The sequence below is a fragment of the Streptomyces poriticola genome, assembly GCF_036689765.1.
GTDB lineage: Bacteria > Actinomycetota > Actinomycetes > Streptomycetales > Streptomycetaceae > Streptomyces > Streptomyces poriticola.
Genome location: NZ_JBAGKH010000005.1, coordinates 364,605 through 380,155, shown reverse-complemented (window position 1 = coordinate 380,155; position 15,551 = coordinate 364,605). Strand labels below are relative to the sequence as shown.

At 74.0% G+C, this 15,551-nt stretch carries 14 protein-coding genes; 7 read left to right on the top strand and 7 right to left on the bottom strand.

Features of this window, described 5'->3' with window-relative positions; all coding sequences use genetic code 11:
• Nucleotides 1-1,087: 1,087 nt before the first annotated feature.
• The 3 genes from dhaK to V5O46_RS11765 are packed head-to-tail and all read left to right on the top strand — an operon-like array spanning nucleotide 1,088 to nucleotide 3,141.
• Complete coding sequence (dhaK, locus tag V5O46_RS11775; protein ID WP_332884476.1) at nucleotides 1,088-2,080, top strand: dihydroxyacetone kinase subunit DhaK; 993 nt, start codon at nucleotides 1,088-1,090, stop codon at nucleotides 2,078-2,080.
• A gap of 49 nt (nucleotides 2,081-2,129) precedes the next feature.
• Nucleotides 2,130-2,738 carry a dihydroxyacetone kinase subunit DhaL gene (gene dhaL, locus V5O46_RS11770; protein ID WP_332884475.1) on the top strand — a complete coding sequence of 203 codons (609 nt, stop codon included), beginning with the start codon at nucleotides 2,130-2,132 and terminating at the stop codon, nucleotides 2,736-2,738.
• Nucleotides 2,731-3,141 (top strand): PTS sugar transporter subunit IIA domain-containing protein, encoded by a 411-nt coding sequence (locus tag V5O46_RS11765; protein ID WP_332884474.1) that lies wholly within the window; start codon nucleotides 2,731-2,733, stop codon nucleotides 3,139-3,141. The genes dhaL and V5O46_RS11765 overlap by 8 nt, the downstream gene beginning before the upstream one ends.
• Before the next feature lie 7 nt (nucleotides 3,142-3,148).
• On the opposite strand, the gene V5O46_RS11760 is transcribed toward V5O46_RS11765, so the two are convergent.
• The gene (locus V5O46_RS11760; RefSeq protein WP_332884473.1) at nucleotides 3,149-3,862 is read right to left on the bottom strand and encodes a glycoside hydrolase family 75 protein; all 714 of its coding nucleotides are present in this window, start codon (nucleotides 3,860-3,862) and stop codon (nucleotides 3,149-3,151) included.
• Between the two features lie 391 nt (nucleotides 3,863-4,253).
• On the opposite strand from V5O46_RS11760, the gene V5O46_RS11755 reads away from it, so the two are divergent.
• The gene (locus V5O46_RS11755; protein ID WP_332884472.1) at nucleotides 4,254-5,237 is read left to right on the top strand and encodes a fibronectin type III domain-containing protein; all 984 of its coding nucleotides are present in this window, start codon (nucleotides 4,254-4,256) and stop codon (nucleotides 5,235-5,237) included.
• A gap of 152 nt (nucleotides 5,238-5,389) precedes the next feature.
• The gene (locus V5O46_RS11750) at nucleotides 5,390-5,932 is read left to right on the top strand and encodes a hypothetical protein (RefSeq protein ID WP_332884471.1); all 543 of its coding nucleotides are present in this window, start codon (nucleotides 5,390-5,392) and stop codon (nucleotides 5,930-5,932) included.
• A gap of 49 nt (nucleotides 5,933-5,981) precedes the next feature.
• Here the strand turns inward: V5O46_RS11750 and V5O46_RS11745 are convergent, their stop codons facing one another.
• From V5O46_RS11745 to V5O46_RS11730, 4 genes are all read right to left on the bottom strand, one after another.
• Nucleotides 5,982-6,545, bottom strand: coding sequence for a PadR family transcriptional regulator (locus V5O46_RS11745; protein WP_332884470.1), 564 nt, complete (start codon nucleotides 6,543-6,545; stop codon nucleotides 5,982-5,984).
• A 44-nt stretch (nucleotides 6,546-6,589) separates the two neighbouring features.
• Nucleotides 6,590-8,605, bottom strand: a complete 2,016-nt coding sequence (locus tag V5O46_RS11740) for an NADPH-dependent 2,4-dienoyl-CoA reductase (protein ID WP_332884469.1) — start codon at nucleotides 8,603-8,605, stop codon at nucleotides 6,590-6,592.
• A 96-nt stretch (nucleotides 8,606-8,701) separates the two neighbouring features.
• On the bottom strand, nucleotides 8,702-9,073 hold the full coding sequence (locus V5O46_RS11735) for a hypothetical protein (RefSeq protein WP_332884468.1): 372 nt from the start codon (nucleotides 9,071-9,073) through the stop codon (nucleotides 8,702-8,704).
• A gap of 136 nt (nucleotides 9,074-9,209) precedes the next feature.
• The gene (locus tag V5O46_RS11730; protein ID WP_332884467.1) at nucleotides 9,210-10,103 is read right to left on the bottom strand and encodes a hypothetical protein; all 894 of its coding nucleotides are present in this window, start codon (nucleotides 10,101-10,103) and stop codon (nucleotides 9,210-9,212) included.
• Nucleotides 10,104-10,356: 253 nt separating this feature from the next.
• On the opposite strand from V5O46_RS11730, the gene V5O46_RS11725 reads away from it, so the two are divergent.
• Complete coding sequence (locus V5O46_RS11725) at nucleotides 10,357-12,444, top strand: SpoIIE family protein phosphatase (RefSeq protein ID WP_332884466.1); 2,088 nt, start codon at nucleotides 10,357-10,359, stop codon at nucleotides 12,442-12,444.
• 406 nt (nucleotides 12,445-12,850) lie between these two features.
• On the opposite strand, the gene V5O46_RS11720 is transcribed toward V5O46_RS11725, so the two are convergent.
• Together V5O46_RS11720 and V5O46_RS11715 are read right to left on the bottom strand one after the other, a co-directional pair.
• Nucleotides 12,851-13,654, bottom strand: coding sequence for a putative protein N(5)-glutamine methyltransferase (locus V5O46_RS11720; RefSeq protein ID WP_332884465.1), 804 nt, complete (start codon nucleotides 13,652-13,654; stop codon nucleotides 12,851-12,853).
• A 201-nt stretch (nucleotides 13,655-13,855) separates the two neighbouring features.
• On the bottom strand, nucleotides 13,856-14,896 hold the full coding sequence (locus V5O46_RS11715; RefSeq protein WP_332884464.1) for an ABC-2 transporter permease: 1,041 nt from the start codon (nucleotides 14,894-14,896) through the stop codon (nucleotides 13,856-13,858).
• Between the two features lie 140 nt (nucleotides 14,897-15,036).
• On the opposite strand from V5O46_RS11715, the gene V5O46_RS11710 reads away from it, so the two are divergent.
• Entirely contained in the window at nucleotides 15,037-15,537 is a 501-nt protein-coding gene (locus V5O46_RS11710; RefSeq protein WP_332884463.1) for a MarR family winged helix-turn-helix transcriptional regulator, read from the top strand.
• Nucleotides 15,538-15,551 lie beyond the last annotated feature (14 nt).

The window sequence follows — 15,551 nt, the reverse complement described above, 5'->3', positions numbered from 1 at the left end:
CGAAGGGGTGCCGCACCGCTCAGGGCGACACATCTGCCGCGGGGACCGTCCCTCGGGCCACGGCGGGCACGGTGGCCCGGCCCGTTCGGACCGGTGCCCCCCGCCGACCGGCCGGCCGGCATCCGAGACAGTACGTGTGCCCCTGGCGTGCGGAACGGTCCCGCGTCCGCATGCCCCGCCGGTCGGCCGACGGCGGCCCGGGAGGCTTCCCCCACCCGGCGAGGCGCAGGATCCAGGTGACCGCGCCGGACGCCGCCAGGATGCCGAGCCCGAGCCGGATCCCCGGCTCCGGACGCAGATACCCACACCGGCCACCACGGACCCGGCGGTCGCGACCACGGCTCCCGTCCACCCCGCCGGTGTGTGGCCGTCGTCGTGTGTATGTCCGGCCATGCGCCTCGTGCTCCCCCACTGTGTCGACCGACCGAGCCTCCATGCGCCGCAGCCCGTCGGCGGTGGTTCGACGTGCGATGTTCCGCCAACGGTATTCCGCCGGGCTCAACGGGAACCGCCCTCGGGGTCGGCCCCGTTCCGCAGCCCCGCCGCGGACGGCGAGCATCGGACGACAGCCCTGCGGGCGCGGGCCGTAATCGCGGACGACTGCCTTGGTGCGGTCACGCCGGGCGACGCGAGCGGACCGCCCGCGTCCGGCTCATGGCAGCGGCAGCGGGACGGGGCGCTCTACCATTTCTCCGGTGAGCAGGCACTGGCGCGCAACGCGACGCTGCGGCAGCGGGAGGAGGACGCCTCGACGACCACCCGGCCCGGCGGCACCGCGCTCGGGACCTCGCCCGGTCCCGCAGCGGGCGGCGCCATGGCCGGGCCCGCCGCGCTCCGCTCCCCGACCGGCCGCATCGGGCGAACACGGCCGGGCACGCTCCCGACGCTGGCTGCGGTCGCCCTTCGGGGCGACCCGGGCTCGCGGCGGCACCGGGCAGCGGGCCGGAGTCGCCCGGTCGAGTCGGGGTCAGTACCGTCAGAATCCGCTACGACTGCGACGGGCGGCTCGCTCGTGAGCTGCCCGGCCCTGCTCCGACCAGCAGAGCGCAGGTCAGGACCCGCCTGCCAGGCTTCCCAGGAGGTACCCATGAGGATGCTCATCAACGTCCCGGAGACCGTCGTCGCGGACGCGCTGCGGGGGATGGCGGCCGCCCATCCGGAGCTGACGGTGGACGTCGAGAACCGGGTGATCGTACGGCGGGACGCGCCGGTCGCCGGGAAAGTGGCGCTGGTGTCCGGGGGCGGGTCGGGGCACGAGCCGCTGCACGGCGGGTTCGTGGGGCCGGGCATGCTGTCGGCGGCCTGTCCCGGCGAGGTGTTCACCTCCCCGGTGCCCGACCAGATGGTGCGGGCCGCGGCCGCCGTGGACAGCGGGGCCGGGGTGCTGTTCGTGGTCAAGAACTACACCGGTGACGTGCTGAACTTCGACATGGCCGCCGAACTGGCCGAGGACGAGGGCATCCAGATCGCGAAGGTGCTCGTGGACGACGATGTGGCGGTGACGGACAGTCTCTACACCGCCGGGCGGCGCGGCACGGGCGCCACCCTGTTCGTGGAGAAGATCGCGGGCGCGGCGGCGGACGAGGGCCGGCCGCTGGAGCGGGTGGAGGCGATCGCCCGTCAGGTCAACGAGGGCTCGCGGAGTTTCGGGGTCGCGCTCAGCGCCTGCACCACCCCGGCGAAGGGCAGCCCCACCTTCGAGCTGCCGGCCGGCGAGCTGGAGCTGGGCATCGGCATCCACGGCGAACCGGGCCGCGAGCGCAGGCGGATGATGACCTCCGGAGAGATCGCCGAGGCCTCCCTCGACGCGATCCTCCACGACGTCACCCCGCGCAACCCGGTCCTGGTGCTGGTCAACGGAATGGGCGCGACACCCCTGCTGGAGCTGTACGGCTTCAACGCCGAGGTGCAGCGGGTGCTCGGCGAACGCGGCGTAGCCGTGGCCCGGGTCCTGGTCGGCAACTATGTCACCTCCCTCGACATGGCGGGCGCCTCCGTGACCCTGTGCCAGGTCGACGAGGAGCTGCTGCGGCTGTGGGACGCTCCGGTACGCACGCCGGGGCTCCGGTGGGGCATGTGACGCCGCGCCGGGGAAGGATCGCACCGTACCTACCAGGCAAGGAGATCCCGTGCTCGACGCCGAGTTCTTCCGCCGTTGGATGACGGCGACCGCCACGTCCGTGGAACGGGAGGCGGAGCGGCTGACCGCCCTCGACTCCCCGATCGGCGACGCCGACCACGGCAGCAATCTCCAGCGCGGCTTCCGGGCCGTGGTGGCCGCGCTGGGGAAGGAGCCGCCCGCCACGCCGGGGGCGGTGCTGATGCTCGCCGGGCGGCAGCTCGTCTCCACCGTGGGCGGCGCCTCGGGGCCGCTGTACGGGACGCTGCTGCGGCGCACGGGCAAGGCGCTCGGGGACGGGACGGAGGTGAGTGAGGAGCGCCTGGCCGAGGCGCTGGGCGCGGGAGTGGACGCGGTGCGGGCGCTGGGCGGGGCGGCACCCGGCGACAAGACCATGATCGATGCGCTGGTGCCGGCCGTGGAGGCACTCGGCGGCTCGTTCGCCGCGGCCCGTGAGGCGGCCGAGGAGGGAGCCCGGGCGACCACGCCGATGCGGGCCCGCAAGGGCAGGGCGAGCTATCTCGGTGAGCGCAGCATCGGGCATCAGGACCCCGGCGCCACCTCGGCCGCGCTGCTCGTCGCCGCGCTCGTCGACGCCGCGGAGGCCCCCGGTGAGTGACGAGAACCGGGTCGGGATCGTGCTGGTGTCGCACAGCGCCGAGGTGGCGGTGTCGGTGGCCGAGCTGGCGAAGGCGCTGGCGGGCGGTGGTACGGCGGTGCCCGTCGCCGCGGCGGGCGGCACCGCGGACGGCGGGTTCGGCACCAGTGCCGAGCTGGTCGTGGAGGCCGCCGCGGCGGTCGACCGGGGTGCCGGCGTGGCCGTCCTCGCCGACCTGGGCAGTGCGGTGCTCACCGTGAAGGCGCTGCTCGCCGAGGGGGACGAACTCCCGGAAGGCACGCGCCTGGTGGATGCCCCGTTCGTCGAGGGTGCGGTGGCCGCGGTGGTCACGGCGGCCACCGGGGCGGAGCTCGCGGCGGTGGAGGCGGCGGCGACGGAGGCGTACTCCTACCGGAAGACCTGACCGCCGCTCAGCCGGAGCCGAGGAAGGCGCGGGCCAGCCGCTCCCCGGTGCGCTCTGCGGCGGTCCGGTCCTCGATCGGCTCGGCCCTGCTGTTCTTGAAGACGATGTAGGTGACCCCGTCCGGCGCTCCGCCGCTGCGCGGGTCGGGGGACATGCCGAGGGCCTTCGCGGTGGCGTAGGAAGCCTCGCCGATGATGCCGCGCGGGCCGACATCGCCGACGACCGCGTACTGCACCCGGTTCCGGTACACGACGGCGGCCACGGAGCCGCCGCGCACGCCGTGCCGTCGGTAGTCCCACAGGCTGCTCGGGGTGGGTACGACGACGTACGGCAGGGTCTCCGCGTCCAGCGGTCGGCCGTCGGACTGCGGAAAGGCGGTGGCCTGGGTGAAGTACGGGTCGGTGCGGCGGTTGCAGTGGTCCCCGGCCCGGCCGTCGCAGTCGATGTCCAGGTCGGCCTTCCAGAAGACCGCGTCCCGCAGCCCGCAGACCGGGATGCGGGGCGGGGTACGGGCGTCGGTGCGGTAGCGGCCCTGCGATACCGGGGTGCAGTCGCGCACCGCGGCCAGCAGGTCGGCGGCGCGCACCGGGGCGGCGGAGCCCGGCGCGGAGCCGTGCCGCGCCTGCGGTCCGGGCCGCGCCGGGGGCGGGGCGTCGGGGAGCGTCGTCGGGGCGAGCAGGGCGGCGCTGGCCGCGACCAGTGTCAGCGACGGGACACGCACGTGGTGGGCCTCTCCTGGGGGGACATGACGGACACGCGGCCCAATCTGTCCTTCCACGGATCATGCGTCCAGCACCGAAGGCCCGGACGGCGCAGGGCGTCGCCCGCCGACAGGAGGCCGGGCGGCCGGGACCCTGCCGGCCCCGGTCGCCCGGCCGCCCGTGCCGGCGCGGGACGTGCGACGACAGCGGTCCGCGCCGTCGGCCGAACTCTCCGCTGTCGCGGGGCACTTCGACCACGGGAGGTTCAGCATACGTAATCCCTCCGGGCTTCCGGCACGCCGCGCACTCTTGATGTGATCGCGTCAGCAGCGCATATTGGTCCGGACCATTAACGTCGTGTCGTGTCCCGGAGGCAGAGCCGTGCGAGGCAGTTCCGTGCGAGGCGGTTCCGTGCGAGGCGGTTCCGTCGCCTCCGCCCTGCGCCGCTGCGCCCTGTTCTGCAGCGCCCTCGCTCTGCTCGCCTCCTGCGGCCGGGGCACCGCCGGGCCGGGCGGGGACGACCGGCCGCCCGGCGCGCCGACCGGCGTCACCGCCGAGGCCGGCAGCGCGACCAGCGTCCATGTGATGTGGAACGCGATCCCGGACGCCGAGGGCTACGAGGTGTACCGCGACGGGACGAAGGTGACGGAAGTGCCGGGCGCCGAGCGCATGGTGGACGTCATCCGGCTGAAGCCGTCTACGACGTACGTCTTCACCGTGCGGGCGCGGGACGCCGAGGGCCGCCTGGGGCCGCGCAGCCGGGAGGTCCGGGCGACCACCCCGGCGGTGGTCGCCGCCGACGACTCGCCGCCGTCCCGCCCGGGCGACGCCCGGGGCCGGACGGCGGGCGGGCGGGCGGTCCAGCTGTCGTGGTCCGCCGCTACGGACGACCGCGGCGTGGCGTCGTACGACATCCACCAGGGCGACACGAAGATCCACAGCGTGAGCGGGAACCAGACGGCCGCGGTGGTCACCGGGCTGCGCCCGGGCACCCGCTACACCTTCACGGTCCGTGCCCGGGACGCCTCGGACAACGTCTCCCCGGCCAGTGCCGTCGTCCGGCTGACCACGCCCGGCCAGGACGACGGGCGCAGCAGCGCCCCGACGGAGCTGCGCGTGTCGACCCACCGCGACGGCCGGGCGCACTACCTCGACCTGTCCTGGTTCCCGCCGCGCGCCGACGGGGTGATCACCGAGTACGAGATCGAGCTCGACGGACGGCCGGCCACCTCGCTGGTGTACGGCGCCGACGCGCCCCGCGAGCGGGCGGAGTACAGCTTCTACGCGGGCGAGGAGGACGGCGTCACGCACGGGGTGCGGATCCGGGCCAAGCTGCCCGACGGCACCTGGGGCGGTTTCTCGGCGGAGCGGACGGTGACGACGGGCGGAGGCTGAGGGCGCCGGGCCCGGGAGGGTCACCTGGGCGGCTGCGCTCGGCATGCGGGCGGGACAGCGGGGCGGTTGGCTGCCGGTGAGGCAGCACGGGCACTCCCGATCCGGCGGCGCCAGGGATGTACCGCCGACCGTGCCGCCGGAGGGCAGTCCAGATGCGCATCTCACAGCCGCTTCTTCGCTTCGGCCCGACCATGGCAGCCGCAGCCGTGCTGCCCCTCACCCTGACCGCCGGGCCGGCCGCCGCCGGGCCCGGGATCTCGGTGAGCACCACCGGCTCCACCGTCTCGGTCACCACGACCGCCTGCGGCCGGCTCAACGGCAGCTGGGGCACCGCCTCGCTGCTGACCAGCACCCAGGCGAGCTTCGCGGAGGGCCGTCAGGTGGCGCTGTCGGGGACCAGCGCCGGCCAGTCGGCCTCCTGGTCGAACGTCAGCCCCGGCACATACACGGTGGTCGTCGTGTGCTCCAACAACAGCACCGCCGGCGCCCAGTCGGTCATCGTCTCCGCGGCACCGACACCCACCCGGACCCCGTCCCCGTCGGCGTCGCCGTCCCGCGGAGTGCTGGGCGGTGTGGGCGGCGCGGTCAAGGACTACGGGACGGTGACGCTGGTGGCGGGCGCTGCGCTGGCCGGTACCGGTCTGATCGCGGCGGCCTGGTTCCTGCGCCGCCGGTCGAAGCCCTACCGCTTCTGACGGCGACGGGTCCGCGGACCGGGAGGCCGGCGAAGGCCCGCGGGCCGGGTCAGCCCGGCCCCGCGGAGCCGGGCTGACCCGGCAGCTCCGTGAACTCCGCCAGCGCGTGCCGTAGCCACTCGGTCCAGAAGGTCTCCAGGTCGATGCCGGCCCGCAGCACCAGATGGCGCAGCCGGTCCTCGGTACTGTCCCGGCCGGGCGGGAAGTCCCGCCGCTCGATCTCCCGGTACTCGGCCAACTGTCTCTCGTGCAGCTCCAGATGGCGCCGCAGATCCGGCTCGATGCCGTCGGTGCCGACCACGGCGGCGGCGCGCAGCCGCAGCAGCATCGCGTCCCGCAGCGGCCTGGGGTCATGGGAGGCGGCGGTCCAGCGGGCCAGTTCGGCGCGGCCCGCGGGCAGGACCTCGTAGGCCTTCTTCTGTCCGCGGGCCGGCTGCTCGGACGGCAGTACCCGGATCAGCCCCTCGGCCTCCAGCTTTCCCAGCTCGCGATAGATCTGCTGGTGCGTCGCCGACCAGAAGTAGCCGATCGACCTGTCGAACCGGCGGGTCAGCTCCAGCCCCGACGACGGCTTCTCGAGCAGGGCGGTCAGGATCGCGTGCGGGAGTGACATGGACTCATCCTAGGGACGGCACCGGCGGCCGGGGGCGGCGCGGTCTACAGGGCCGCGGCCAGTTCCGTGCCCTGCTTGACGGCCCGCTTGGCGTCCAGTTCGGCGGCCACGTCTGCGCCGCCGATCAGATGCACGCTGCGGCCGGCTGCGGCCAGCTCCTCGTACAGGTCGCGACGGGGTTCCTGGCCGGTGCACAGGACGACGGTGTCGACCTCGAGCACCGTGGACTCGCCGTCGACGGTGAGGTGCAGCCCGGCGTCGTCGATCCGGTCGTAGGTCACGCCCGGGACCATGGCGACGCCGCGGTGCTTGAGTTCGGCGCGGTGGATCCAGCCGGTGGTCTTGCCGAGCCCGGCGCCGACCTTGGTGGTCTTGCGCTGGAGCAGGTGCACGGTGCGCGGCGGGGCGGGCCGCTCCGGGGCGGTGAGGCCGCCGGAACCCTCGTACTCCATGTCGACGCCCCAGAGCCGGAAGTAGGTCTCGGGGTCCTCGTGCGCTCCGTCGCCGCCGTCGGTGAGGTACTCGGCGACGTCGAAGCCGATGCCGCCGGCACCGAGGATCGCGACCCGGTCGCCGACGGGGGCCTTGTCGCGCAGCACGTCCAGGTAGCCCACGACGCTGGGGTGGTCGGTGCCCGGGATGTCGGGGACGCGGGGGGTGACGCCGGTGGCGACGACGATCTCGTCGTAGCCGTCCAGGTCTGCGGCGGAGACGGGTGTGTCCAGGCGTACGTCGACGGCGTGCTCGTCGAGCTGCGTGCGGAAGTAGCGCAGTGTCTCGTCGAACTCCTGCTTGCCGGGGACCTGGCGGGCCACGTTGAGCTGGCCGCCGATCTCGCTCGCCGCGTCGAAGAGGGTGACGGCGTGGCCGCGCTCGGCGGCGCTCACCGCACAGGCGAGGCCGGCCGGTCCGGCGCCGACGACCGCGATCCGCTTGCGCAGCCGGGTCGGGGCGAGGACCAGTTCGGTCTCGTGGCAGGCGCGCGGGTTGACCAGGCAGGAGGTGATCTGCCCGCTGAAGGTGTGGTCGAGGCAGGCCTGGTTGCAGCCGATGCAGGTGTTGATCGCCTCCGGGCGACCGGCCGCGGCCTTGGCGACGAAGTCGGGGTCGGCGAGCATGGGACGGGCCATCGAGACCATGTCCGCCGCGCCGTCGGCGAGCAGCTGCTCGGCCAGCTCGGGGGTGTTGATGCGGTTGGTGGTGACGAGCGGGACCTTCACCTCGCCCATCAGCCGCCGGGTCACCCAGGTGTAGGCGCCGCGGGGCACCGAGGTGGCGATGGTGGGGATGCGTGCCTCGTGCCAGCCGATACCGGTGTTGATGATGGTGGCGCCGGCCGCCTCGACCGCCCTGGCGAGGGTGGTCACCTCGTCGAGGGTGGAGCCGCCGGGCACCAGGTCGAGCATGGACAGCCGGTAGATCAGGATGAAGTCCTCGCCGACGGCCTCGCGCACCCGGCGGACGATCTCGACGGGGAAGCGCATGCGGTTCGCGTAGGAGCCGCCCCAGCGGTCGGTGCGCTGGTTGGTCCGCGCGGCGATGAACTCGTTGATCAGATAGCCCTCGGAGCCCATGATCTCCACGCCGTCGTAACCGGCCTCGCGGGCCAGCCGGGCGGTGCGCGCGTAGTCGTCGATGGTGCGCTCGACCTCGGCGTCGGTCAGCTCGCGGGGCGGGAAGGGGCTGATCGGCGCCTGCAGCGGGCTGGGTGCGACCAGGTCGGGGTGGTACGCGTAGCGGCCGAAGTGCAGGATCTGCAGGGCTATCCGCCCGCCCTCGGCGTGCACGGCGTCGGTGACGACGCGGTGCTGCTCGGCCTCCGCCTCGGTGGTGAGTCTGGCGCCGCCCTCGTAGGGCCGGCCCTCGTCGTTGGGCGCGATACCGCCGGTGACGATCAGGCCCACTCCCCCGCGGGCGCGGGCGGCGTAGAAGGCGGCCATGCGCTCGAAGCCGCGCTCCGCCTCCTCCAGGCCGACGTGCATGGAGCCCATCAGGACCCGGTTGGGCAGCGTGGTGAAGCCCAGGTCGAGCGGGCTCAGCAGGTGGGGGTATCGGCTCATCGGGCCCTCCGTGCGCGGTGTCGTGCCTCTTTTGTAGAGGACGGCCCCGTCTTTTGCAACTAGTTGCAAAAGGCGGTTCGCGCACGGAGGCCGGTCTCAGCGGTTCTCGAGCCGTACGTGCAGCTCGCGCTCCTGGTCCCCGGAGGCCGTGCTCAGGTCCTGCACGGTGAACAGGTGGTCCAGGGTGGTGCGGAACCGCTCGATCGCCCAGTAGCCACCCTGCACATCGGCCTCGACGGAGGCCCTGAGCCGCAGCGGACCCGGATCGCTCTCCCGCGCGTCGGCCACGTCGAAGGTGCCGAGCCACACGGTCGGCCGCACCTCGTGGAACTCCCGGGGCACGTCCTCCGCGCGCCGGTCGGACGAGTAGCACGCGCGCAGGGCGTCGAACACGACCCGGGCGTCTTCCTTGCTGCATCCACTGAGCTCGACCGAGACGGATTCCGGATGCAGTCGCTCGCCTGCCATGGTGATCGCTCCTCTCGGGCCGCGGTGCGGCACCGCGGGCGCTCCGCGGACCGCACCCCCAACCCAAGAAAAGCACCACCGCGAGCGGAGCACTACCGGCGTGGTCCAGCAGTGCGGGGCGGCGCCGTGGCGCGGCTCAGCCGCGGACGAAACGGTACGTCTTGCTGTCGGTCAGGATGCAGAAGCCCGGCGACAGGACGATCACCCGCAGGGTGCCGGTACGCCGGTCGTAGTCGACGCCCTCGGTCTCGAAGCCGCCCGAGCAGGCACTGCGCAGCGGCAGCTGCCGGAGGGCGGTGACCCGTCCGGTGACATCGGCCGCGCCGTTCGGGGCGGTGGACAGATCCACCTGGAGCAGCGGTTTCGTCATACCGAACAGGGTGCCGTCCGGGTCGTCGGAGGAGCACAGCAGCCGGGTCGCGGTGACGAAGTCACAGCCCTGGACGTCGCGCACGGCACGGTCCAGATGCACGGTGGCCGCCTGCGGGAGGTCGGCCGAGGGCGAGGTGGCCGGGTTGACGCCCGGGGTCGGCAGGACCAGCAGCCGGTTCATCGTGCCCCACTCGCCCGTCAGCATCCACTGGCCGTCCGGGGAGACCGCGACCCAGGAGTTGTTCAGCGCCTCACCCGGACTGAGGGCGTGCACGTACTCCGACCAGTTTCCGTCCGGCGCCTGCACCCGGTACATCTTCGCGCCGCCGTCGTCGCGCTGGTACGGCTCGATGTAGTGACCGTCGTAGGAGGCGTCGGGGTCGCCGACATGGTTCCAGCCCCGGCTCGAGACACCGAGCGGGATGGTGCCGATGCCGGTGTAGCGGTTGGGGCTGCCGGCCGGGATCTCGACCGAGGTCAGCCCCTGGCTCTCGGTCAGCGGACGGGCCCGGTCGGAGCCGACCTCGGTCCAGGTGTCGGCAGCGGTCGCGGGCGTGGCGGACACGGCGGGCCGGGCGGTGGCGAGGACGGTGGCGGCGGCGAGGGCGACCAGTCCGGTGAGGGCGGCGTGACAACGTTGCCGGGCGCGCGGGGGCATGGGGTCTCCTCCGTGGGGGGCGGGTTGGCGCGGCGGTGGTGGCACGGGGCAGGCACGCGGGGTCAGCGCCCGCGCGCCCGGCGCACAGTCTGACGCGACCCGAAGGTCATGTACAGACCAAATCGCCCGCAGGGTCCGCCCGTGCGGCACGAGGACCCCGGAGAAAGGGCGCTACGAGCGGTAGAACGCGGTAGAACAGGGGAGTCGGCATCGAAGAGGTGTGCCGTCCGGATCGGCGAAGGCGGGGCCTGGGATGAGTGCAGCCGGATCTCCCGTGTTCCAGGGCGAGGAACCGCCCCGCGGGTCGGTGCGGCCGAGCGGGCTGCTCGACGTCCTGGGCGTGGCGTCGGTGGTGCTGGACGCCGAGGGCCGGATCGTGCTGTGGAGCCCGCAGGCCGAGGAGCTGTTCGGCTACTCCGCTCAGGAGGCGCTGGGGCAGCACGCCGCCCGGATCATGGTGCACGAGCGCCATCTCGACCTGGTGGTGAAGCTGTTCGCCGAGGTGATGAAGACCGGCGAGGGCTGGGCCGGGGCGTTCCCGATCCGCCGCAAGGACGGCACGACGCGACTGGTGGAGTTCCGCAACATGCGGCTGCTGGACGACCGGGGCGACGTCTACGCGCTGGGCCTCGCCGCCGACCAGACGACGGTGCGCCGGCTGGAGCGGGAGGTGGCGCTGTCGACGCGGGTGATCGAGCAGTCCCCCATCGGGCTCGCGGTCCTGGACACCGAGCTGAGGTACGTCTCCGTCAACCCCGCCCTGGAGCAGATCAACGGCATCCCGGCGGAGGAGCATCTCGGGCGCACGGTGCACCAGGTGCTGCCGCAGGTGGATGCGGACGCCCTGGAGAACGCCGCACGCCGGGTCCTGAAGACCGGCCGGCCACTGGTCGACCAGCCCACGACCGGCCGGACCCCGGCCGATCCGGACGAGGAACACGCGTGGTCGGTTTCGCTGTACCGGCTGGAGGACGCCGTCGGGACGGTGCTGGGCGTGGCGGCCTCGGTGGTCGATGTCACCGAGCAGTACCGGGCGGCCGTGGAGGCCGAGGCCGCACGGCGGCGGCTGGCCGTCGTCGCAGACGCCTCCGCCCGGATCGGCACCACCCTGGAGCTGGACCGCACCGCGCACGAACTGGCCGACGTGGCGGTGCCGGCACTGGCCGACGTCGCGGCCGTGGATCTGCTGGAGGCGGTGGTGAAGGGCCGGCGCAGCACCCTGGGCCCGGCCGAGCCCGCGGTGATCCGGGCGCTGGCGGTGCAGGCGGTGGACGAGCCCGATGCGCTGGCGGCGGCCGACCCGCCGGGGCAGGTCGCCCGGTACGGTCCCGACCGGCTGGTCACCGAGTGCGTGCGCACCGCGCACCCGGTGATGGTCCCGCACGTGCGGGACGGGGACCTGCCCCGCATCGCCCGCTCCGCCGAGGCCGCCGAACTGCTGCGCCGGGCCGGTGTGCACTCGTATCTGGCGGTTCCCCTGATCGCCCGCGGCGAGGTGCTGGGCTCCCTGGACCTGAAGCGGACCCGCAATCCGCTGCCGTTCGGCGAGGACGACCTGCTGCTGGCCCGGGAGCTGGCCGCCCGCGCGGCGGTGCAGATCGACAACGCCCGCTGGTACCAGAACGCCCGCAACAGCGCGCTCACCCTGCAGCGCAGCATGCTGCCCAGCCACCCCCGGGTCACCGGCGGACTGGAGGTGGCCTCCCGCTACCAGCCGGCCGAGGCGACCAGTGAGGTCGGCGGCGACTGGTTCGACGTGATCCCGCTGGAGCGCTGCAAGACGGCGCTGGTGGTGGGCGATGTGATGGGCAGCGGGATCACGGCCGCGGCGTCCATGGGTCGGCTGCGCACCGCCACGAACACCCTGGCCTCCCTCGACCTGGACCCGGCGATGCTGCTGGAGCATCTGGAGCGGACCACCGGCGGTCTCGACCAGTCCATCGCCACCTGCGTCTACGCCGTGCACGACCCGCACAAGCAGCAGGTCCGGATCGCCAACGCCGGTCATCTGCCACCGATCCGGGTGCGCGCCGGCCGACGCCCCGAGCTGCTCGACCTGCCGACCGGCGTGCCGCTGGGGGTCGGCGGGGTGCCGTTCGCCACCACCGCCGTCGATCTGGAGCCCGGCGACCAGCTGGTCCTCTACACCGACGGCCTGGTGGAGACGCGGCGGCATCCGCTGGACGAGCGGCTCGACGCCCTGCTCACGCTGCTGGACGGCCCGGACCGCCCCCTGGAGGAAGTCTGCGACCTGCTGCTGCGCACCCTGCACGAGCCCGAGAACGCCGACGACGTGGCACTGCTCATCGCCCGTGCGACACGCCCGGAACAGGTGCGCTGACCGAACGCCGCCCGCTGGACGGCCCGGACCGGCCGCCGCGGTCGGCAGGGCCGGCGGGGGCGAGTGGTACGTCGTCCGTTCCCGGGCGCCCACCGGGACGGCCGACCGGGACATCCGTGGCCGGGCTGTGACCGCCACGGGCGAGCGATACGCGTCCGTTCCCGGGCGCCCACCGGGACGGCCGACCGGTACATCCCCACCCGAGGCGCAGTCGGCACGGCCGACCGGTACGTCCCAGCCCGGGGCACGGTCGCCGCAGCCGACCGGGACATCCGTGGCCCGGCTGTGACCGCCACGGGCGAGCGGTGCGTCCGCTCGTGGACGGCGACCGCAACCGTGCGCTCGCCTCGGGACGGCAGGCGCAGCGGGCACGCGCCTCCCGGACGGCACCCACAGCGGGCGGCACTCACTCGCGGACACCGACCACCACATGGGCGTACATGTCCTCGGACACCGCGAGCCGCGGTGTCAGGCCGGCCTCGGCGAAAGCCGCCAGCGCCGCCGGTGCCTGGCGTGCGCCGGTCTCGGACAGCAGGCAGCCGCCCGGGGCGAGCCAGCCGGCCGCACCGGCGGCGACCCGGCGCAGCACGTCGAGACCGTCCGCGCCCCCGTCGAGTGCGACCGCCGGCTCGTGCTCGCGGGCCTCGGCGGGCAGCAGGGGCACCGCCGCGCTGGGTACGTAGGGCACGTTGGCCGCGAGAAGGTCCACCCGGCCGCGCAGCGCACCGGGCAGCGCCTCGTACAGGTCGCCCGTGTGCACCCGGCCGTCGAAGGGCGCGAGGTTGCCGCGGGCGCACTCGACGGCGGCGGGGTCGATGTCGGCGGCGTGCAGCTCGGGGCCGTCGAGGGCGTCGGCGAGGGCCGCCCCGACCGCGCCCGAGCCGCAGCACAGGTCCACGACCAGGGAGGCGCCGGGCACCCTGGCGACGGCCTCCGCCACCAGGAACTCGGTGCGCCGGCGCGGGACGAAGACCCCGGGGGCGACGGCGATGCGCAGGCCGCGGAACTCGGCCCAGCCCAGGACGAGTTCGAGCGGCAGACCGGCGGCTCGGCGCAGCACCATGCCGGAGAGCTCCGCCGGGGTGCGGGCGCTGGCGAGGAGCAGTTCCGCCTCGTCCTCGGCGAAGACACAGCCCGCGGTGCGCAGGGCGGAGACGACGGAGTCGCGGGACGAGAGGCGGGAGGGGGTGACGGAAGACAGAGTGGTCATGGGGTGCGAGAGCCTTTCGGGATCCGAAGGGCGCTCTCCGCGGTCACCCGTGGACGGCGAGCCGCCCGGTATGAGGTGAGAGCACCCTGGCCGACACTGCGGTGATGGGACTCACCTCCTCGCATCCGAGGGCCGGGACGGTCCGCGGCCGTCGGTCACCCTACCCCAACTGCCGGAGGGCACCGCTCCGCTCGGCACCGGTCAGACGGCAACGGTCTCCTCGGCCTCCTCGTCGGCGGTCCGCTCCAGCCGCTCCGTCCGGGCCGGGTGCTCCGCTGCGACGGGTGCCGTCGCCCGCTCCCGGAGCGCGGCCACCGCCACCGCGGCCAGGCCCAGCACCAGCCAGGCGAGCAGCGTCCAGACGGTGCGGGCCAGTCCGTCACCGTCGAAGTACAGCAGGCTGCGGGCGCCCTCGACGAACCCGGCACCGTTCCAGAAGGCGTGCAGGGTGCCGAAGAAGCCGTTCTGCAGCTCGGGCCGGAACAGCCCGCCGGAGCTGGTGAAGTTGAGCATCACGAACAGCACCGTCATGGCGAGCGTGGTCCACCGCTTGAGGAAGGTGTGCAGGCCGAGGCCGAGGAACAGGATGCCCGCCGCGTACAGCCAGGCCAGGCCCCACAGGCCGGCGAGGGAGTGGTGCGCGAGGTGGAACACCGGGCCGGCGAGCAGCCCGCCGATACCGCTGACCACGACCGAGACGCCGAGCGTCAGCAGCACCCGGACCCTCATCGGCAGCCCGGCCCCGGCGGCGCCGAGCGCGGCCACGGAAGCGTAGGAGCCGATGCTGACGGCGATCAGCAGGAAGAAGAGCCCCTGGCCGGTGGGGTCGTCGTCGACCGGGGCGGCCACGTCGGTCACCTTCAGCGGTACGCCCCGGCGTTCGGCGAGCGGTGCGAAGACCTTCTCCGCGGCCAGGGCGCCCATGTCGGAGGCGGCGGTGGCCACCACGACCTCGGGCGTCCGCCCTCCGGGCACGTAGGCGCCGGTGAGGTCGCGGGACTTCAGCAGGCCGACCGCGTCGGCGCGGGTGCCGACGGTCCGGACGTCGAGCGCGTCCCCGGCCCCCTCCTGCACCGACCGGGCGAGCACCTCCGCCTCGGGTCCGGTGCCGACCACCGCGACCGGCAGATGGTTCGGCTCGGGGGTGACGAAGGCCCCCAGATAGGCGAGCCCCATGCCGAGGCACATCAGCAGCGGGGTGATCAGGTGCGCGAGCACATGGCGCAGGGCGTGCGACCTCATCGGTCGGGGCCTCCCGTCGTCGGGCCAACCGGACCGCCCTGGGCGCAGTCGCGGTGGCGCCGGACACAGGTGCGATAGTTGGCTTATACAACTCACTTCTCAAGTTGTACTGTACAACCAGAACGAAGGAGGCGGGTCCCATGGCAGCAGTCGAGGCGTCCGACGGGACGACCGGCGCCCCTGGCGGCTCCGACGGCTCCGCGGCGGCCACGGCCGCGGCCGTGGAGACCATCCAGCGCGAGATGACGGCCTTCGCCCGCCGGGCCCGCGCCTCGGCGGGCCGGATGCACCCGGAGCTGTCGCTGGTCTCGTACACGCTGCTCGGGCATCTGGAGGAGCGGGACGGCTGCCGGGCAACCGACCTGGCTGCCCATTACGCCCTGGACAAGTCCACCGTCAGCCGCCAGGTGGCCGCTCTGGAGCGGGTCGGCCTGGTGGAGCGCCGCGTCGATCCGGACGACCACCGTGTGCAGGTCCTGCATCTGACGGAATCCGGCCGAAGCCTGCTGGCGCAGGTCACCGAGCGGCGCCGCACCGCCTTCCGGGAGCGGCTGGCCGACTGGCCGGAGGCGGACCTGCTGCGCTTCGCCGCCTACCTGGAGCGGTACAACGCCGGGTCGGGGGCCGGAACCGACCGGTAGCCGCCACCGCGTAC